This window comes from Nocardia sp. JCM 38205 (genome assembly GCF_058222935.1).
The window spans coordinates 83,851-103,351 of the sequence record NZ_JBYHFL010000010.1; the positions used below are offsets into that span (position 1 = coordinate 83,851).

Below are 19,501 nucleotides of genomic sequence, written 5' to 3' on the forward strand. Positions count from 1 at the left end.
GCCCGCTCTGGCATCCTGAACAAGCGGAACGATGTTCCGATAAACACCATACGGAACAATGTTCCGGTTGCCAACCGGAACGACGAAGGGAGCGGCGCCGTGCCCGCTGACGGCAGCGAATCACCGACCCCGCGCAAGCGCGCGGACGCCCGGCGCAACGAGCAGACCCTGCTCGACGCTGCCGCCGCCGCCTTCGTCGCCTCGGGCGTCGACGTCCCCGTGCGCGATATCGCGGCACGGGCCGGTGTCGGTGTCGGCACGATCTACCGCCACTTCCCCACCCGCGCCGACCTGATCGTCGCGGTCTACCGTCATCAGGTCGAGGCCTGCGCGGAGGCGGGCCCGGCGCTCCTGGCTGCCGTCGCCTCACCACACGCGGCGCTGGGTCGCTGGATCAATTTGTTCGTGGACTTCCTGGTCACCAAACACGGTTTGGCCGAGGCCCTACAGTCCGACGACGCCGCCTTCGAGGCCCTGCACACCTACTTCCTCGATCGCCTGGTTCCCGTGTGCGCCCAACTGCTCGACGCCGCCACCGCCGCAGGCGAGATCGCCGGCGATGTCGAGGCCTACGAACTGATGCGCGGCGTGGGCAACCTGTGCATCGGCGCGGGCAACAATCCGCGCTACGACGCGCGCAGGCTGGTCGGGCTGCTCATCGCCGGGCTGCGGCGCGGCTAGTCGCTAGACCCTTCGAGGCGCGGACAGCGGCCGTCCTGCGCCTTTCGGAGCGGCGTGGCCGAACCTTCCCGAAGCCCACGCGAGGCAAGAATCGGAACAAAGTTCCACCAAGCGGCGCGCATGTCCACCCGCGAACCACCAGCCCGCTGCAGCCCGAATCTGTCGGTGGCCGCAGGTAACCTGAATCGCGTGCCCGAACTACCGGAAGTGGAGGCGCTGGCGCAGTTCCTGCGAGAGCATGCCGTCGGCGCGGTGGTCGGACGCGTGGACGTCGCGGCGCTGAGCGCGGTCAAGACCTTCGACCCACCCGTGACGGCACTGTCCGGTCGCGACGTCACCGGTGCGGGCCGGTGGGGCAAATTCCTCGGCCTCGACTGCAGCGGGATCTGGCTGATCACCCACCTCTCCCGCGGCGGATGGCTGCGCTGGACCGATAACCCCAGCGCCACCCCGCCCAAGCCCGGCAAGGGCCCGCTCGCGCTGCGGGTGCATTTCTTCACCCCCGAGGGCGCCACCCCGGCCTTCGACCTCACCGAGGCCGGCACGAAGAAGCGGCTCGCGGTCTACATCGTCGAGGATCCGCAGCAGGTGCCGGGCATCAGCAGGCTCGGTCCCGACGCGCTCGACGTCACCGAGGACGAGTTCGCGCAGCTACTCGGCGCGAGTACGCAACGGATCAAGACCGCGCTGGTCGAACAGTCGCTGCTGGCGGGCATCGGCAACGCCTACTCCGACGAGATCCTGCACACCGCGCGCATTTCACCGTTCGCCACCGCGAAATCGCTCTCGCCGGAGAAGGTGTCGCAGCTGTACGAGGCCATGCGCACGGTGTTACTGGATGCCGTGCAACGCTCCGTCGGGCAGGACGCCGCGCGGCTCAAGGGCGAAAAGCGTTCGGGCATGCGGGTACACGCCCGCACCGGCCTGCCGTGCCCGGTCTGCGGTGACACGGTGCGCGAGGTGTCGTTCGCCGAGCGGTCCTTCCAGTACTGCCCCACCTGCCAGACCGGCGGCAAGATCCTCGCCGACCGGCGCATGTCGCGCCTGCTCAAGTAGCGCTCAGCCGAGATCCACTTCGCGCTGCTCCACCAGCCTCGGCATCCGCACGCCCTCCCACGCCAGCCGGCGCGCCTGCGCCGGATCGTGTTCGACCCGGCTCGGCGCGTCGATGATCAAGGTGCTGCGCCGGCTCTCGGTGTAGGCCGGCCAGGACGGCAGCGGTGCGCCGGTGTGCGCGAAACGCAGCCAGTTGTCCTGGAACTGCCTGGTCACCGATACCAGACCGCGCCGCCCACCGGCCGCGGTGAGCGCCCGGCCGAAGGGGCTGTCCACGACGCCGAACACCGGGATGAGATCGGTGGCGTGCGTGGCGCCGAGCCCGGCCAGCCGGAGCGCGCGCGGCGCGTAGTCGTAGCGGTAGGCGTAGGTCGGTGCGTATTTGCTGTGCCCGGCCATCACCTCGATCGACGGCCGCCAGAACACGAAATCGCCGCCCGCCCGGATGGCGGCCTTCGGCGCCGGATAGCCGGGGTAGGCGGCGCGCACCCTGGCTTCGGCCGCATCGTCACCGATGGCCGCGTGCAGGCGTTGCGGCGTGGTCGGCAGCGCGTCGTCGGCGAACTTCGCGAACAGGGTGCCCTCGTTGTTGCAGGTGCCGATGATCAGCGGCACCCGGTGGGCATTGCCGTCGGCGATCGCGTCGATCGGCGCCTGCGGCAACAACGTCCCGTCGACGACGGGCGCGGCCGCGAAGAACCCGGGCCGTTCCTGCAATGAAGCGCGCATCGCCCGGCCGAACGCGCGATGGATGGCGTAGGCGTCGGCCTCGGACAGGACCCGCAGCGCGGTGTCCGGCGTCGCGCCGAGCGCTTCCACGCATCGGCGGGCGACCAAGCGTGCGTCGTCGGCCGTCAGCGCCCAGTCGGCGGGCGCACTCTGCGCGATCGCCTGGTGGAACAGTCCCGCCGCCGACGGCGTGGCGAGCAGGCTCAGTACCGCGTGCGCGCCCGCCGATTCGCCGAAGATCGTCACATTGCCCGGGTCGCCGCCGAAGGCCGCGATATTGGTGCGCACCCACTGCAGCGCGGCGATCTGATCGCGCAGGCCCAGATTGGAGTCGAACGGCCGCGCGGCGCTGCCGAATTCGCCGAAATCGGCGTAGCCGAACGCGCCGAGCCGGTAGTTCAGCGACACGACGATCACCTCGCCGCCCACCGCCAGCCGCGCACCCGAGTAGAGACTCAGCGCCGACGTGCCGAAGAGGTAGCCGCCGCCGTGGATGAAGACCATGACCGGCAGCGGCGTGTTGCCACGCGAGACCGGCGCGGTGACGTTGAGCGTCAGCGCGTCCTCACTGGTCGGCTGATAGCGCCGGGCCCCGATCTGCGCACCGGTGCGGTGCTGCATCGCGGCGTTGGCGAATTCGGTGGCCTGGCGGACTCCGGTCCACGGCTGCACCGGACGCGGCGCACGGAAGCGCAGCTCACCCACCGGCGCCGCCGCATAGGGAATCGACCGCCAGCGCATTACCCGGCGGCCCCGGTGACCGCGAACGACGCCGTCCGCGGTCGTGACATCTGTCGACGCGACCATTTACCGATGGTAACGACAACTGGCGCGGGGCCAACAGAAGTAAACCGAAATTCGCAGGCGAATCGCCCACCGGATCCGCGACCGTGCGCAAGACTGAACCCGTGCTCCGACGAAGCCACGGACGTGGCTCAGGCCACATTCCCGCATTCGCTCCCATCCCGCCGTACGGCCACGGCGAACCTCCTGTCATGCGGGCGAGGAGACGATCATGACCAGAGATACGGGTCCCATCCCGTTCATCGGCCCCATCGCCCCCGATGACCTGGCCGGTGAGCAGGCGGCCTGCCCGGTCCGGCACGGCAACGGCGAGGTCCGCGCCAGGCTCGACGGTCTGCTGAAATCCACCGCGACCGGTGACCGTGAGGCCTTCACCCGTTTCTATCGCGAGACCAGTCCGCGGGTCTTCGGGCTCGCGCTGCGGGTCCTGCGCAGCCCAGCGGCGGCCGAAGAGACCACCCAGGAGGTCTTCCTCCAGGTGTGGTCGTCGGCCGATCGCTACGATCCGGCGATGTCGAGCCCGATCGGCTGGCTGATGATGATCACCCACCGGCGGGCGGTGGACCGGGTGCGCAGCGAGAGCTCCGCCGCGGGCCGCGACGCCGTCTACGGGCACACCCACCTCGGCCGCGATCACGACATCGTCGCCGAAACGGTCGGCCAGCGCCTGGACGAACAGGCCGTGCGCGACTGCCTCGACACGCTGACATCCACACAACGTGAAGCCGTCGCCCTGGCCTACTACAGTGGCCGCACCTACCGGGAGGTAGCCGACCACCTCGCCTCACCATTGCCGACCGTCAAAAGCCGCATCCGGGACGGGTTGAAGCGCCTCCAGGACTGCCTGACCGGAGTTACCCGCTGATGACCGACGCGCCCCCACCCGAGCATCCCGACGATCACGACCTACTCGATCTCGCCCACCCCTACGCCCTCGACGCGGTCTCCGACGCCGAACGCGAGAGCATCGAACACCGCCTGCGCGTCTGCGATCCGGACATCCGCCGCGCCTTCGACACGATCGTGCGCGAGGTGCGCGAAGCGATGGGCGCCCTGTCGATACTCGATGCGAAGGCCCCTCCGCAAGAATTGGAAGGGCGCATCCTGGAGGCGATCGGCGAACGCGACGACACCGCCGCACCCGACCGCGACCCCCACGACGAGCACGGCTCCGACGAACTCGCCGCCGCGCGGCTGCGGCGCCGCAAGTTCATGCGCTGGACCGCCGCGGCTGCCGCGGTTGCCGCCGTGGTCGCGATCGGCGCCGCCGTGCTCGGTCAACGCACCGAGGAGCAGCCGCCCGCCCGCATGGTGACCGCGGACCAGGTGCTGCGCCAGCCCGATGCCCGCACCGAGACGAGTCCGGTCAGCACCGGCGGCACCCTCATCGCGCATATCTCCGACGAGCTGGATGCCGTCGCGATCACCTTCGACGCGGTGCCCGCACCGCCGACCGGCCAGGCCCATCAGCTGTGGTTGATCGGCCCGGAAGGGGTGCCCCGATCGGCCGGTGTGCTGAGCGATCTGCCCACGGCCGAGGCGCCGTACGTCACCGAGTTCGCGGCCGCCGATCAGCTCGCGATGACCATCGAACCCGCCGGCGGCTCACCTGGCCCGACCACGGACCCGATCGCCGCGCTGCCGCTGTCCTGAAGCGCCTGCCCGCGCCGCGCTGTGTTCGACGCGGGCGGGCACGGCTCGCCGGACCTGCGGTCACCGGATGCGATCCGATCGCCTGGTTGCGGAGCTACCGGCAGCTCAGGCGCGCCATGCCTCCAGCAGGCGCAACCAGAACTCGCTCACCGCGGGAAACGCCGGCACCGCATGCCACAGCGTGTCCAGCGGAACACCGCCGACGACCGCGATCGTCGCGGCATGGAGCTGTTCGCCCACCTCGGGGCCGACGAATGTGGCGCCGAGCAGCGTCCCGGCGTCGGTGTCGATGACGAGCTTCGCCCGGCCCGCGTAATCGTCGCGGGCCAGCGCCGACCCGGCGACGGCGATATCGAGTTCGACCGTGTCGACCCGGTGGCCGGCCGTGCGTGCCGCCTCTTCGGTGAGCCCGACCGAGGCCAGTTCCGGATCCGTGTAGACGACCTGCGGTACCTGCGCGTGGTCGGCGGTGGCGGCGTAGCGCTGGCCCGTCAGTGGCCTGCCCTCGGCGCGGGCGGCGATGACGTCACCGCAGATACGGGCCTGATATTTGCCCATGTGGGTGAGCGCGGCGCGATGGTTCACATCGCCGACGGCGTAGAGCCAGGGCAGCCCGGGCACCGTCAGCTGATCGTCGACCTCGACGTAGCCGGGCGACAATCCGACCGATTCCAGGCCGAGGTCCTCGGTGGCGGGGGCGCGTCCGACCGCCACCACGACCTCGTCGGCTTCGAGGTCGTTCTCGCCGTGCCGGTCGCGCACCGTCACCGTCACCGGGCTGCCGTGAACGCGGCCTTCGCCGGTATCGCCGACCTGAGCGCGCCTCACCCGCACCGGTTCGGCGCCGAAGCGGATCCGGACGCCGCGCCCGGTCAGCGCATCGGCGATCCGCTGCCGAGCGAACGGCTCGACCCGTCCGAGCAACGAATCACCGCGCACCACCATCGTGACCACCGAACCGAGCGCGGCCAGCCAGGTGGCGGCCTCGCAGGCCACCACGCCGCCGCCGACGATCAGCACCCGGCGCGGCACCTCGGCCAGATTGGTGACATCGCGTGAGGTCCACGGCCGCGCGGCCCGCAGCCCCGGCACATCGGGGATGTCGGCCTTGGTGCCGGTGGCCAGCACCACCGCCTCGCGGGCGCGCAGCGTGCGCCCGCCGACGTCGACCAGCCGCTCACCGGCCAGCCGACCGGCTCCGCGCACCACCTCGATGCCGTTGTCGTGCGCCCAATCGGCCTGCGAGGAGTCGTCGTGGTTGTGCACGAATTCGTCGCGGCGGCGCAGCACCGCGGCCACATCGAGTCCGTCGGCGCGCACTCCGGGCATGGCGCGGGCGGCGCCGAGCACATGCCCGGGGCGTAGCAGCGCCTTACTCGGGATGCACGCCCAATAGGAGCATTCGCCGCCGACGAGTTCACGCTCGACGATCGCGGCGGTCCGATCGCTGCCCGCGATGGCGTAGGAGGCGGCGTTCTCCCCCGCCGGTCCGCCGCCGATGACGATGACGTCGAATTCGGTGGTCTGCACGGGGCGCTACTGGAGGTAGCCCTCGACCTGCCGTGGCGAGCTGACCTGCGTCGTGTCCGGTGATTCACCCGCGTCGATGCGGGCGCGGCGCTGGCGCAGCAGGTCCCAGCACTGGTCGAGCATCACCTCGAGTTCGGCCAGTCGCTGCCGTTCCGATTTCGGATCCAGCTCACCGCTCGTGGCCTGCGACCGCAGCGTGTGCTCCTGCTCGACCAATTCCTTGATACGCCCCAGGATGTCCTGTTCGGTCATACCGCCCACTCTACGGACCCGGCCGGCAGATCTGCGGTTATTCGCCGTCGCCGGTCGGCTCTGGCGTGCGCAGCAGGTAGGTATCCATGATCCAGCCTTTGTCGGCGCGCAGCCGCTGCCTGCGTTCGCTGATCTGCGCACCTACCTCGGCGATCGAACCTTCGACGAGCACCTGATCGGGCATGCCGAGGTAGGCGCCCCACCAGATCCTGGTATCGCCGGGCAGATCGGTGAACGCGCAGTCCCCGTCGAGCATGACGACCGTCGATCCGGGACCCAGGCCCTCCTCGCGCAGGCGGCGTCCGGTGGTGATGTGCACCGGTTCGCCGACGCGGTGCAACACCGTCCGGTGGCTGGCGGCGAGGGCTTGCACGCTGGTCACGCCGGGGATGACGGCGTAGTCGAAGCTGATCGTCGCGCGGGCGAGCACTCGTTCGACCATGCGCAGGGTGCTGTCGTACAGGGACGGATCGCCCCAGACCAGGATCGCGCCGACACCGTCGACCCGGCCGAACTCGTCTTCGAGCAGCAGTGAGCGGCGTTCGTGCCAGTCGTCGACCACCTCGCGGTAGCCGGCCCCGTCCATCGGGGTGCGCGCCCGGGGCGGATCGGCGATCTCCGCGATCCGATAGGGATGATCCATGTGCTCGGCCAGGATGGTGGTGCGCACATCCACCAGTTCCTGTTTCTCGGCGCCTTTGCCGATCACGAAGAACACCTCGGCCTCGCGCATGGCCTTGATGGCCTGCACCGTTACCTGGTCCGGATCGCCGGCGCCGATGCCGATCACGTACAGCTTCCGCATGGGGCGAGCCTATGGGGCGGCATCGAGCGCACCGACGCCGCCGGGGGTCGCCGCCGCGCGGGCGCGCTGGAAGTAAGGTCGAGGACGTGACCACCCCAGACACCCAGTACGAACAGTTGCTCCGTCAGGTGCTCACCTCCGGCACGCCGAAATCCGATCGCACCGGCACCGGCACCCGCAGCGTCTTCGGCCATCAACTGCGCTACGACCTATCGGCCGGGTTCCCGCTGATCACCACCAAGCGCGTGCACCTGAAGTCGATCGTCTACGAATTGCTGTGGTTCCTGCGCGGTGATTCCAATGTGGGCTGGTTGCGCGAGCACGGTGTGACGATCTGGGACGAATGGGCCGCACCCGACGGCGAGCTCGGCCCGGTCTACGGCGTGCAGTGGCGGTCATGGCCCACCCCGGACGGCAGTCATATCGACCAGATCTCCCAGGTTCTGCGCACCCTGCGCGAGGATCCGGATTCGCGGCGGATGATCGTGTCGGCGTGGAACGTGGCCGAACTGGACAAGATGGCGCTGGCGCCGTGCCACGCGTTCTTCCAGTTCTATGTGGCCGACGGAAAACTGTCCTGCCAGCTGTATCAGCGCAGCGCCGACCTGTTCCTCGGGGTGCCGTTCAATATCGCCAGCTACGCACTGCTCACGCATATGGTGGCCCAGCAGACCGGGCTCGAGCCGGGTGATTTCATCTGGACCGGCGGTGACTGCCACATCTACGACAACCACGTCGAACAGGTCACCGAACAGCTGACCCGCGAGCCCTACCCGTTCCCCACGCTGGCCCTGCGCAAGGCGTCCTCGCTGTTCGACTACACCTACGACGACATCGAGATCGCCGACTACCGGCACCACCCGGCGATCAAGGCCCCGGTGGCCGTGTGAGTCCGTCCCGTGTCATCGGCCTGATCTGGGCCCAGACACCCGACGGGGTGATCGGTGCGGGCAACCGGATCCCCTGGCGGGTGCCCGAGGACATGGCCAACTTCAAGGCGGTCACCCTGGGTCATCCGGTGGTGATGGGCAGGCGCACCTGGGATTCGCTGCCGCCACGTTTCCGCCCTCTGATCGATCGCCGCAATATCGTGGTGACCAGACAGCCGGACTGGTCGGGCGAGGGCGCCGAACGCAGCGCCTCACTCCCGGACGCGCTCGCACTGACCGCACCCGACGATGTGTGGATCATGGGCGGCGGCGAAATCTATCGCGCCGCAATGGAGTACGCCACCGAGCTGCTGGTCACCGAGATCGACCTCGATATCGCGGGCGACGCCTACGCACCGCCCATCGACGCGCACTGGCGGGCCGACGACGACACGCCGTGGCAGCAGTCGAGTGCGGGCCCTCGGTACCGGATCCGCAGATTCACTCGACGCCGCTGAATCCTTCCCGCGGCACTCCCGCTCCGACCGCACAACCGACGCAAAACGCCCGAGCGCCGGTGACGGGTCGGGCATACTCAGCGATATCGGCCCCGAACACCAGCCCTGTTCCGGGTGTGATCTGCGAAAGGCAGTCCATGGACAAGAAATCGCTGACCGCGGTAGCTCGCCAGCAACTCAAACTGGCCGCTACCGCCACGAGCGGCCGTAGCTCGCAAACGATCTACGGCGGCCACGCGCAAACGCTGCGCCAGACCGTCGTCGGTCTCAGTGCGGGCCAGAGCCTGGCCGAACACGACAACTTCGGCGATGCCACCCTGCTGGTGCTCAGCGGCACCCTGACCCTGATCAGCGGCGCCAACGAATGGAAGGGTTCGGCGGGCGATCTGCTCGTGGTCCCCAAGGCCCGGCACAGCGTCAAAGCCGTCGACGACGTGGCCTTTCTGCTGACCGTCGCGAAATAGCGCGCCGACGTAGGTGAGGCTTACGAAACAGCAACGCGCGCCCCATGATCCGGGTGAGCCTTAACACGCCCTTGCCCAATCGCTGCGGTCAGCACGCTCGCAGCTACTAGGCTTGTCGATCATGGGTGAGCCGCAGCCGATCCTCCAACCGCTCACACCGTCCGCGATCTTCCTCGTCGCCACCATCGACGAGGGTGGCGAAGCGACGGTGCGCGATCTGCTCGCCGATCTGGCGGGTTTGCGCCGTTCGGTGGGATTCCGGCTGCCCGGAGCCGACCTCACCTGCATCGTCGGCATCGGCTCCGCGGCATGGGACCGGCTGTTCTCCGGGCCTCGCCCGGCCGAACTGCACGAGTTCCCCGGATACGACGGCCCGCGCCATCAGGCGCCCGCCACCCCTGGTGACCTGTTGTTCCACATCAAGGCCGAGGTGCACGACGCCTGCTTCGAGCTGGCCATGGCGATCGGCAAGCGGCTCGATGGGGCGGCCACCATCGTCGACGAGGTCACCGGCTTCCGGTACTTCGAACAACGCGATCTGCTCGGCTTCGTGGACGGCACCGAGAACCCCGAGGGCGCGCTCGCCGAGTCCCCGGCGGGCCGGGTGGCGCTGATCGGCGACGAGGACCCCGATTTCACCTGCGGCAGCTACGTCATCGTGCAGAAGTACGTGCACAAGATGAGCGAATGGGCGGCAACCTCGGTCGAGGAGCAGGAACGGGTCATCGGGCGCACCAAGCTCGACGATTTCGAGCTGCCCGATGAGGTGAAGCCCGCGAACTCGCATGTCGCGGTGAACACCATCGTCGACCCGGACGGCACCGAACGGCAGATCCTGCGGGCGAATATGCCCTTCGGCAGCATCCGCGACAACGAGATGGGCACCTACTTCGTCGGCTATTCGGCCACGCCGAGCGTCACCGAACGCATGCTCGAGCGCATGTTCCTCGGCTCCGACGAGGCGGCCTACGACCGGATCCTGGATTTCTCCATCGCCGTCACCGGCAGCCTGTTCTTCGTTCCCGCCCAAGACTTCCTCGACGATCTGCCCGACCCGCCAGGGGACGCACCGGCAGACGACGCCACCCCCGCCGCACCTGCCGCCGACGGCTCTCTCGGTATCGGCACGTTGAAAAGGAGCAGTTAATTCATGAACAACCTGCATCGTGAACTCGCGCCGATCACCTCCGAGGCCTGGTCGGCGATCGAGGAAGAGGCCACCCGCACCTTCAAGCGGCATATCGCCGGCCGCCGCGTCGTCGATCTGTCCGGTCCGCACGGCACCGACTACTCCGCGGTCGGGCTCGGCCGCACCGCGCCCATCGCCGCCCCCGATGACGGCGTGCAGGCCCGGCAGCGGCTGGTGGCCCCGCTGGTGGAGCTGCGGGTGCCGTTCACCCTCTCGCGCGAGGAGCTCGACAATATCGAGCGCGGCGCCGAGGACGCCGACCTGGACCCGGTCAAGGACGCCGCCAAGCGCATCGCCTGGGCCGAGGACCGCGCCATCTTCGAGGGCTACCCGGCCGCCAACATCACCGGCATCCGGGCCAGCGCATCGAACGAGCCGGTCGCGGTGCCCAGCGATCCGCGGCTGGTACCAGAGGCCGTCGCGCAGGCGCTGAGCGAGCTGCGCCTGGCCGGTGTGGACGGCCCCTACTCGGTGCTGCTGAGCGCCGACCTCTACACCGCCGTCAGCGAGACCTCCGACCACGGGCACCCGATCCGCACCCACATCGAGCGCCTCATCCCGGAGGGCGAGATCATCTGGGCGCCCGCCATCGACGGCGCGTTCGTGCTCACCACCCGCGGCGGCGATTTCGACCTCCAGATCGGCCAGGATCTCTCGATCGGCTACCTGAGCCACGACGCGGAATCGGTGCAGCTGTACTTCCAGCAGAGCCTGACCTTCCTCGTCTACACCGCCGAGGCGGCCGTCGCGCTGCAGGCCTGAGCCGTCCTCTGGTGGCGACGTCCGCGCCGCGGCAGTATGGTCCTGACCAGCCAGTTGCGGTAGCGGACGGAGACGAGATGACGTTGGTGCACGCGGGCGTGGTGCCCACCAGGCGCGCGATGATCTACGGCGTGCTCGGCATCGCCGTCACGGTCGCGCTGTGCCTGGCCACCATCGCCGCGTTCGGGATGAACCGCGTGTTCACCGGGCTGCTCGCCGGTGCGATCGCCGGCGTTGCGGTGCTGGTGGCCCTGTTCACCCGTGACGCCGTCGTGCTCACCGAAGGCGCCATCTACCGCCGCACCCCGTGGGCCGAGACCAGCATCGACTGGGACCGGGTGGTCGCGGGCCGGTTCACCCTCGACGAGCGCGCCCGCTGGTCGCTGGCGCTGGACCTGGTCGGCGGCGACGAAGAGCACGGCGAACTCGTGTTGTTGTCGATCCCGCCGGTGAGCGGGCCGGTGTCGAGCGCTTATGACATGCGTAAACGCGAGCAGGTGGATCAGATCCGGAACATGCTGCGCCGCAAGAAGATTCCGGTGATGGTCTTGCCGGAGATCGCGGGAGCGCTGCACGAGCACTGGAATATCGCGCCACCGACGCACTGAGCGGCGAGTCGGCCCGGCCGGATTCGCGCCGGGTGGCCGGGTGCACCGTCCTCGGATACGTTGGCAGTCGTGTCGATGACGAAGGGCGCCAACGTCGCTGTTCCCCTGGCCGCGGTTCGTGTCGAAGTGGGATGGCGATCCGGGCCGGGCGTCCCCGACGCGGACGCGTCCGCCCTGCTGCTCGCCGAGGGTAAGGTCCGCTCAGACAACGATTTCGTGTTCTACAACCAGCCCGCGCATCCGTCGGGTGCGGTGCGGCACGAGGGGAAGCAGCAGGGGGCGCAGGTCATCGATCTGCTCGCCGTGCGGTTGGCTCAGGTCGAACCCCAGATCGACACCATCGTCATCGCCGCCTCCGCCGACGGCGGCACCTTCGCCCAGCTCCACGGCCTGTATGTACGCCTGCTCGATCCCGCGAACGGCGCCGAGCTCGCGCGCTTCGACAGCACCGGCGCCACCAGCGAAACCGCCTTCGTGCTCGGCGAGCTCTACCGCAGGCAGGGCGCGTGGAAATTCCGCGCGGTCGGGCAGGGCTACTACACCGGGCTCGCCGGGCTCGCTACCGATTTCGGCATCTCCGTCGATGAGGACCCGGCGCCTGTCCAGCCGAACCCGCCGCCGACGCCACCACAGCCGACGGCGTCGCAGGTGCCTGCACCGAGTGCCGCGCCGCAACCACCGCAGTTCCAGCAGCCCCAAGGGATTCCGCCGAACCCCGCACCGCACCGACCGCAGTTCGCCGCACAGCCGCAGTACCAGCAGCCGGCGCCGCCGCAGTTCGCGCCGGGACCGCACTACCAGCAGTCGGCACCCCAGCCATTCCCGCCGGCGCCGCAGCATCGCGCGCCGGCGGGATCGGCGCCGATCGGTATGACCAAGCTGTCCCTGACCAAGGAAGCGCCGTCGGTGTCCCTGACCAAGGGCGGCGTCAGCGCGGGCACGATGCGGGTGAATCTCAACTGGTCGACGGGGGGTGGGGGCCTGTTCGGCAAGCGCCGCGGCAAAGCCATCGACCTCGATCTCCGCTGCCTGTGGGAGCTCGGCAACGGCAACAAAGGGATCATCCAGGCGCTCGGTAGTTTCGGAGCGCTCGACACCGAGCCGTACGTGCGACTCGACAAGGACGATCGAACCGGTAGTGCGGTCAACGGCGAGAATCTCGACATCAATCTCGACCACGTCGCCGACTTCAAACGCCTGCTGGTGTACGCAACGCTCTACGAAGGTGCCCCCGACCTGCGAGGCGTACGAGCAACCGCGACGCTGTACCCGCCCGGTGCGCCACCGATCGAGATGCAAGTCGATGGCTGTACAGATAATTCGCGGTCGATGGTTCTCGCGCTGATCGAGAACGTCGACGGGGAGTTGCTGGTCCGTCGCGAAGGCGTCTTCGTTCCACCGTCGGTCGAACGGCCGGGCTGGACCAACAGCGTCGTCGACGCACGCTACAACTGGGGTCTGGACTGGGTCGCCGCCAAAGGCAAGTCCTGAATTTCAGCCGATGCGCCCGAGGAGCGCACCCGCTTCGGCCCGCACCGGGTCCAGCGGGCCCGGCCAGCCGAGGACGCGCAGCACCGCATCGGAGATGTCCGAGCGCGCCGTGGCAGGCGCCGCGCCATGATCGGATCGGATGCTGATCACGGTTTCGACCAATCGGAACGGCAAGGTGATCGCGGCCGGCACACCGGCTGCTCCCGCCTCGGCCACCACCTCCGCGGCCAACTGCTCGTACTGCGTGCGAAGCTCGTCACGCCGTAGCCGAAACGACGCGAAGCGCTCCCCGCGCAGCTCCGGTAGCAGATACAGCGCGCCGAGATTCCACCGCGACGCACAGAGTTGATCCACGTCCGACCAGGCAAGGGCATACAGCCGTACCGGCGCCCGGTCATCGATCTCGCGCAGCCGCGCGGCCAAAGCCAAAGGCGCGGCGATGGTTTCGGCGAGCAACGCGTCGAGGATGTCGCCCTTGGCGGCGAAATGGTGGTACAGCGAGGCCTGTCTGATGCCGACGGCGTCGGCGATTCCCCGGGTCGAAGTGCTGCCGTAGCCGTTGGTGGTGAACAGCTCGGCAGCGGCGTCGAGGATCTCCTCGCGTGGTGTGCTGCCGCGGCGCAGGCGTTGCTCGACGCGCGGACGTCCTGGACCGAGATTGACCACGCCCTCATTCTCGCATCGCGCCCATCACGGGCCCCGCACGCGGGCACCCGGCCCGCCTCGCCATGCGCCGCACCAGGCGGTGAGATTTCTGTCATTCGATAGAAAAGCAGGAAACCCAGAAGTTACCGGGAGACCTCCAACCGATACACGCAGGTCACCGAAAGCGCGATCGCGGCCGCAAAACTATCGTCTGATAGTTATTGGCGCTCGCCGAAGGACCTCCGCATATGGCCACCACAGTCGACACCCGCCCCGCAGATCCGCCCAATCACGGCTCCGACAGTGCCGATCTCGCCGATTTCGGCTATCAGCCGGTCCTGCACCGCAAGCTCGGGCGCTATGCCTCGTTCGCGGCCGGTTTCTCGTTCGTCTCGATCCTCACCACGATCTTCCAGTTCTTCGGCTTCGGCTATTCATTCGGCGGGGCCGCGTTCTTCTGGACCTGGCCGATCGTGTTCCTCGGCCAGCTCATGGTTGCGTTGAACTTCGCCGAACTGGCGGCGCGGTATCCGCTGTCGGGGTGCATCTACCAGTGGTCGCGGCGGCTGGGCGGGGCGGTCGTCGGCTGGTTCGCCGGCTGGTTGATGATCATCGCGCGGGTGGTCACCGCGGCCGCGGCGGCGATCGCGCTGCAGGTGGTGCTGCCCTCGATCTGGAGCGGATTCCAGATCATCGGCTCCGAGACCGCACTCACCTCGTCGTCCGGTGCGATGAACGCGGTGCTGCTCGGCGCCGTATTGATGGCGCTGACCACGCTGATCAATGTCATCGGCATCGATCTCATGGCGCGGATCAATTCGATCGGGGTCACCATCGAGATCGTCGGCGTGCTGGCGATCATCGCGCTGTTCTTCGCCGATACCGAACGCGGCCCCGGTGTCGTGTTCGAGACCGAGCACGCCGCGCCCGGCCCCTATTGGGCGGCGTTCCTGGTGGCCGGGCTGATGGCGGCCTACGTCATGATCGGATTGGATTCGGCCGGTGAGCTTTCCGAGGAAACCAAAGATCCGCGCCGGGTCGCGCCACGGATGATCCTGACCGCGCTGACGGTCTCGGCGATCGGCGGCGGTTTGATGTTGCTCGGCGCGCTGATGGCCGCGCCGAGCCTGTCCGACGGCGCCCTGTCCGCCGATGGCCTGGCCTATGTGCTGACGGCCAAGTTGAACAGCACGGCGGGCAAGGTGCTGCTCGGTTGTGTCGCGATCGCGATCATGGTGTGCACGCTGGCCATCCAGACCGCCGGGTCCCGGTTGATCTTCTCGATGGCACGGGACGGGAAGCTGCCCTTCGCCCGCGCGCTCGCGGTCGTGCACCCCCGCTTCGGCACACCCGTGCTGCCCGCGGTGGTGTTCGGCGTACTCGCCATCGCGCTGCTGCTGGTGAATCTCGGCAATGCCGCCATCTTCGCGACCCTGGCCAGCGTCTGCATCGTGACGCTGTATCTCGCCTATCTCCTGGTGACAGTGCCGCTGCTGGTGCGCCGTTTCCGGGGCTGGCCCGCCGCGGAGCAGGCGGGCAGCCGGGCCGGGCTGTTCTCGCTGGGCCGCTTCGGGATTCCGGTGAATGTGCTCGCGGTGTTCTGGGGCATCGCGATGGTCGTGAATCTGGCCTGGCCGAGGGCCGAGGTGTACACGCCGGACGGCGGGTCGGCGGTCATGCGCTGGGCCGCACCGATCTTCGTGCTCGGCACGCTCGCGGTCGGTGTGCTGGTCTACCGGATGGTGGTCGGCCGCACCGCCGCCTCGGAGCCGATGCGTCAACCACTGGCTGCCGAGCCGACGCCGAACCGCTGACCTCGAGCCGACGCCGCAACCGACTACCCGAGCCGACGCGCAACGGCTGACCCGACAGCCGGCGCCTCGTCCGCTGACGCGATATCCGCGGCCGCGACCATCGCGCGGCCGGACCGCGCGCCAGCTCACCCGGCCGCTGGGCGCGCGAACGGCTCGAACGCGAACCCACTGTCCGCGAGCCCGTTCCGCCGTTCGGGCCGCGAGCCCCGAAACCGCCTGCCATCCGTATCGAGGAGCAGAGATGAATCAGACGACCTCATCCACCACCGGCGCCCGAGCCCATGCCCGGGCGCAAGCGGCGACAGCGACAATCGCCGGACCCGACCTCCCGCCGGGCCTGGACCTGGAGGCTCTCACCTTCGCCCAGCGCATTCCGGCCGACGGCTACATCAACGTCGTGCTCGGCCGCGGTACCCGCCTGCGGCTGGCCGACCCTGGCGGTGCGGCCTGCGCCCACCTGTCACTCTTGCGGGTCGGCGCGCCCTGGGAGCGACTCAATGTCGCCGACACGATGAAGGTGCCCTGGCAGGCCTATCTCGGTCCCGGGCATCCGCTGCTCTCGGATCAGGGCCGGGTGCTCGCCACCATCACGACCGACGATTCCGGCCACCATGACGCGCTGTGCGGGCCCTCGGACACCGGCCGGAGCCTCCTGCGCATGGCCGCAGCCAAGCAGGGCTTGACGCCGCGCGATATCGCACCCCCCGTGTCGTTGTTCCGTGGTGTGCGAGTAGGCGACGACGGCAGCCTCACGAGTACCGGCAACCGGGCCCCCGGTGCCGCTGTCGAGCTGGTCATCCACCTTCCGCTCATCGTGCTGATCGCCAATGCCGCCCACGCACTCGACGACCGGCCGGTCACCGATCTCGATGTGCTGGCGTGGCCCGCCCCCGCCGATCTCGGCGCCACACACAACACCGATCCGGAATACCTGCGTGCCGTGCAGAACACCGAAACCGCATGGGCGGCCGCCCTCGACTCGAAGGACATCGCATGAGCGACACCATTGCCCGCACCGTCATCGGCGACCACCTGGTCGAAGCCTGCGCCCCATGGTCGGCGATCATCCGTGCCGGCGAGTACCTCGAGATCATCGACCTGCACGGCAACCAAGCTGTCGATTGCCTGCTCTACGCGGCCGACGATCACGCCGACCGATACAGCGCCCAGGCCACCGTCGCCGCTCAGCGCAATATCTTCCTCACCACCGGCAGCGTGCTGCGCACCGAGAACGGCACCCCACTGATGACGGTGGTCGCCGACGAGGTGGGCAACCACGACACCCTCGCCGGAGCCTGCTCCCAGGAATCGAACGCCCTGCGCTATGGCCACCACACCCGCCATCAGCACGCCTGCGTGGAGAACTTCCTCGCCGAGGGCATGCGCTGGGGTCTGGGCAAACGCGATCTGGTGTCGAATATCAACTGGTTCATGAATGTCCCGGTGGAGGCCGACGGCACCCTCGGCATCGTGGACGGCCGGTCGGCGCCGGGCAAGCGGGTGACCCTGCGCGCCGACACCGACACCTTGGTGCTGGTATCGAACTGCCCGCAGATCAACAACCCCTGCAACGGTTTCGAGCCCACTCCGGTTCGCATGGTGGTCTCGCGATGACCATCATCGATCCCGCTCCGGTCACCGCACCGGACGCCGCGCTGCCGGTCCACCAGGTGGAGGTGGTCCGGCCGGGTGCGATGACCACCGTGCAGGACTGGCCGGGGCGCATCGGGTATTGGCATGTCGGTGTGCCACCGTCGGGTCCGATGGACGATGTGTCGTTCCGGCTCGGGAACCGGGTGCTCGGCAATGCCGAGGGCGCGGCCGGCCTGGAATGCACGCTCACCGGGCCGGCGCTGCGGTTCCAGGCGACCACCTGGGTCTGCGTCACCGGCGCGCCGGCGCAGGTAACGGTGGACGGCGCGGCCGTGGAGCAGTGGCGCACCCTCGAAGTGGCCGCGGGCGCGGTCCTCGAGGTGGGGGCCATCCGAGGACCTGGTTTGCGCACCTACATTCTGCTGTCCGGCGGCCTCGCACTACCCGAATATCTGGGCAGCTCGGCAACGTTCACCCTCGGCAAGTTCGGCGGCAGCACCGGAGGGATACTGCGAGCCGGTGAGCTGCTGCCGCTCGGACCGCCCCGTCCCCCGCGTGCCACCGCGGTACCGGCCGACGATCGGCCGGTCATGTCGCGGCGCTGGGAACTCGCCGTCACCGAGGGCCCGCACGGCGCGCCGGAGTTCTTCACCCGCGCCGACTTCGACACCATTGTCGGCACCGATTACGAGGTGCATTTCAATTCCGATCGCACCGGCGTGCGGCTCATCGGACCCAAACCGGAGTGGGCGCGCACCGACGGCGGTGAAGCGGGTTTGCATCCGTCCAATATTCACGACACCCCGTATTCGGTCGGTGCGCTGGACTTCACCGGCGATACCCCGATTCTGCTCGGCCCGGATGGTCCGAGCCTCGGCGGCTTCGTCTGCCCGGTCACGGTGGTCGCGGCGGATCGGTGGAAGCTCGGCCAGCTGTGCCCCGGCGATACGGTTCGGTTCGTGCCGATCCGGGCGGAGCACTCCGCGCCGATGGCCTCGCTGGGCCCGGCTCGGCGGGCCGGTTGGCAGCCGGTGCTGTCGGCCGGCGGCGACGGTGACGACGGCATTCTCCGCCGCATCGACGCCGACAACGACACCGGCGTCACCTACCGGCGCGCCGGTGACGACGGTGTGCTCATCGAATACGGCGCCATGACCTTGGATCTCGGCCTGCGCGCCCGGGTACACGCGCTACACGAGCATCTGCTCGCGCTCGCACCGCGCGGAATCGTCGACCTGACGCCGGGCGTGCGGTCACTCCAGGTGAAGGTCGATCCGGCGGTCCTTCCGGTGCGGACGCTGCTGGATCTGCTCACCGAAGCCGAACGACAGCTGCCCGCCTCGGACGCGCTCGTGGTGCCGAGCCGGACCGTGCACCTGCCGCTGTCCTGGGACGACCCCTCGACCAGGGAGGCGATCACCCGGTACATGCACGGGGTCCGCGCGGATGCGCCGTGGTGCCCGTGGAATATCGAGTTCATCCGGCGGATGAACGGCCTGGGGTCGGTCGAGGACGTCTACCGCACCGTGTTCGATGCCGAATATCTCGTGCTCGGTCTCGGCGATGTGTACCTCGGTGCGCCGGTCGCGACTCCGATCGACCCGCGGCACCGGCTCGTCACCACCAAGTACAACCCGGCCCGCACCTGGACGCCGGAGAACGCGGTCGGCATCGGCGGCGCCTACCTGTGCATCTATGGGATGGAAGGTCCGGGCGGATACCAGTTCGTCGGTCGCACGACCCAGGTGTGGAACCATCGCGGTACCGGAACGCCCTGGCTACTGCGGTATTTCGACCGCATTCGCTGGTATCAGGTGGAGCCGGACGAATTGCTGGACCTCCGCGCCGATTTCGCGCGCGGGAACGTGCACCTGCGCACCGACGACGGCGAGTTCCGGCTCGCCGACTACCGTCGTTTCCTCGCCGGCAACGCCGATTCCATCGCCGAATTCCGTGCCGTGCAGGCGCGGGCCTTCGCCGCCGAACGTCAGTCCTGGCGCTCGGCGGGTGAGCTGGCGGAGTCACTGCCCTGAGCGGC

20 protein-coding genes are annotated in these 19,501 nt (G+C 69.0%); 15 read left to right on the forward strand and 5 right to left on the reverse strand.

From position 1 onward, the window contains the following. Positions 1-99: 99 nt before the first annotated feature. Positions 100-681 carry a TetR/AcrR family transcriptional regulator gene (locus AC4HOU_RS26915; RefSeq protein ID WP_195020044.1) on the forward strand — a complete coding sequence of 194 codons (582 nt, stop codon included), beginning with the start codon at positions 100-102 and terminating at the stop codon, positions 679-681. A 189-nt stretch (positions 682-870) separates the two neighbouring features. Continuing rightward, positions 871-1,737, forward strand: a complete 867-nt coding sequence (locus AC4HOU_RS26920; RefSeq protein WP_194991451.1) for an Fpg/Nei family DNA glycosylase — start codon at positions 871-873, stop codon at positions 1,735-1,737. Between the two features lie 3 nt (positions 1,738-1,740). On the opposite strand, the gene AC4HOU_RS26925 is transcribed toward AC4HOU_RS26920, so the two are convergent. Continuing rightward, complete coding sequence (locus AC4HOU_RS26925) at positions 1,741-3,273, reverse strand: carboxylesterase/lipase family protein (protein WP_163811216.1); 1,533 nt, start codon at positions 3,271-3,273, stop codon at positions 1,741-1,743. 208 nt (positions 3,274-3,481) lie between these two features. On the opposite strand from AC4HOU_RS26925, the gene sigK reads away from it, so the two are divergent. Both sigK and AC4HOU_RS26935 read left to right on the forward strand, forming a co-directional pair. Then, entirely contained in the window at positions 3,482-4,135 is a 654-nt protein-coding gene (gene sigK / locus AC4HOU_RS26930) for an ECF RNA polymerase sigma factor SigK (protein ID WP_163811214.1), read from the forward strand. Then, on the forward strand, positions 4,135-4,923 hold the full coding sequence (locus tag AC4HOU_RS26935; protein WP_490725526.1) for an anti-sigma factor: 789 nt from the start codon (positions 4,135-4,137) through the stop codon (positions 4,921-4,923). The genes sigK and AC4HOU_RS26935 overlap by 1 nt, the downstream gene beginning before the upstream one ends. A 105-nt stretch (positions 4,924-5,028) precedes the next feature. On the opposite strand, the gene AC4HOU_RS26940 is transcribed toward AC4HOU_RS26935, so the two are convergent. Genes AC4HOU_RS26940 through cobF form a run of 3 tightly spaced genes read right to left on the reverse strand, consistent with a single transcriptional unit; the run spans position 5,029 to position 7,510 of the window. Further along, positions 5,029-6,453, reverse strand: a complete 1,425-nt coding sequence (locus AC4HOU_RS26940; RefSeq protein WP_490725527.1) for a dihydrolipoyl dehydrogenase family protein — start codon at positions 6,451-6,453, stop codon at positions 5,029-5,031. Between the two features lie 6 nt (positions 6,454-6,459). Beyond that, on the reverse strand, positions 6,460-6,705 hold the full coding sequence (locus AC4HOU_RS26945) for a DUF2630 family protein (RefSeq protein ID WP_163811208.1): 246 nt from the start codon (positions 6,703-6,705) through the stop codon (positions 6,460-6,462). 37 nt (positions 6,706-6,742) lie between these two features. Further along, a complete protein-coding gene (cobF, locus tag AC4HOU_RS26950; protein ID WP_490725528.1) occupies positions 6,743-7,510 on the reverse strand; it encodes a precorrin-6A synthase (deacetylating) in 768 nt (255 codons plus the stop codon). Positions 7,511-7,596: 86 nt separating this feature from the next. Here cobF and AC4HOU_RS26955 point away from each other — a divergent pair, with 86 nt between their 5' ends. From AC4HOU_RS26955 to AC4HOU_RS26985, 7 genes are all read left to right on the forward strand, one after another. Further along, entirely contained in the window at positions 7,597-8,400 is an 804-nt protein-coding gene (locus AC4HOU_RS26955) for a thymidylate synthase (protein WP_490725529.1), read from the forward strand. Further along, positions 8,397-8,897: a dihydrofolate reductase gene (locus AC4HOU_RS26960; RefSeq protein ID WP_490725530.1), complete on the forward strand. Its 501-nt coding sequence runs from the start codon at positions 8,397-8,399 to the stop codon at positions 8,895-8,897. Before AC4HOU_RS26955 ends, AC4HOU_RS26960 begins: the two co-directional genes overlap by 4 nt. Positions 8,898-9,034: 137 nt before the next feature. Then, positions 9,035-9,361 carry a cupin domain-containing protein gene (locus AC4HOU_RS26965; RefSeq protein ID WP_036540261.1) on the forward strand — a complete coding sequence of 109 codons (327 nt, stop codon included), beginning with the start codon at positions 9,035-9,037 and terminating at the stop codon, positions 9,359-9,361. Between the two features lie 121 nt (positions 9,362-9,482). Beyond that, positions 9,483-10,508 carry a Dyp-type peroxidase gene (locus AC4HOU_RS26970; RefSeq protein WP_163811200.1) on the forward strand — a complete coding sequence of 342 codons (1,026 nt, stop codon included), beginning with the start codon at positions 9,483-9,485 and terminating at the stop codon, positions 10,506-10,508. Positions 10,509-10,511: 3 nt separating this feature from the next. Further along, a complete protein-coding gene (locus AC4HOU_RS26975; RefSeq protein WP_163811198.1) occupies positions 10,512-11,312 on the forward strand; it encodes a family 1 encapsulin nanocompartment shell protein in 801 nt (266 codons plus the stop codon). A 77-nt stretch (positions 11,313-11,389) separates the two neighbouring features. Next, positions 11,390-11,920, forward strand: a complete 531-nt coding sequence (locus AC4HOU_RS26980) for a hypothetical protein (protein WP_163811196.1) — start codon at positions 11,390-11,392, stop codon at positions 11,918-11,920. 75 nt (positions 11,921-11,995) lie between these two features. Then, entirely contained in the window at positions 11,996-13,411 is a 1,416-nt protein-coding gene (locus AC4HOU_RS26985; RefSeq protein ID WP_195020854.1) for a TerD family protein, read from the forward strand. A gap of 3 nt (positions 13,412-13,414) precedes the next feature. Here the strand turns inward: AC4HOU_RS26985 and AC4HOU_RS26990 are convergent, their stop codons facing one another. Continuing rightward, on the reverse strand, positions 13,415-14,077 hold the full coding sequence (locus tag AC4HOU_RS26990) for a TetR/AcrR family transcriptional regulator (protein WP_195020047.1): 663 nt from the start codon (positions 14,075-14,077) through the stop codon (positions 13,415-13,417). 227 nt (positions 14,078-14,304) lie between these two features. Here AC4HOU_RS26990 and AC4HOU_RS26995 point away from each other — a divergent pair, with 227 nt between their 5' ends. From AC4HOU_RS26995 to AC4HOU_RS27010, 4 genes are all read left to right on the forward strand, one after another. Beyond that, positions 14,305-15,870, forward strand: coding sequence for an amino acid permease (locus tag AC4HOU_RS26995; RefSeq protein WP_195006802.1), 1,566 nt, complete (start codon positions 14,305-14,307; stop codon positions 15,868-15,870). A 241-nt stretch (positions 15,871-16,111) separates the two neighbouring features. Continuing rightward, positions 16,112-16,867 (forward strand): DUF1989 domain-containing protein, encoded by a 756-nt coding sequence (locus AC4HOU_RS27000; protein WP_194992019.1) that lies wholly within the window; start codon positions 16,112-16,114, stop codon positions 16,865-16,867. Then, complete coding sequence (locus tag AC4HOU_RS27005) at positions 16,864-17,484, forward strand: urea amidolyase associated protein UAAP2 (RefSeq protein WP_195006803.1); 621 nt, start codon at positions 16,864-16,866, stop codon at positions 17,482-17,484. Before AC4HOU_RS27000 ends, AC4HOU_RS27005 begins: the two co-directional genes overlap by 4 nt. After that, positions 17,481-19,496 (forward strand): 5-oxoprolinase/urea amidolyase family protein, encoded by a 2,016-nt coding sequence (locus AC4HOU_RS27010; protein WP_490725531.1) that lies wholly within the window; start codon positions 17,481-17,483, stop codon positions 19,494-19,496. The genes AC4HOU_RS27005 and AC4HOU_RS27010 overlap by 4 nt, the downstream gene beginning before the upstream one ends. The last annotated feature ends 5 nt before the right edge of the window (positions 19,497-19,501 follow it).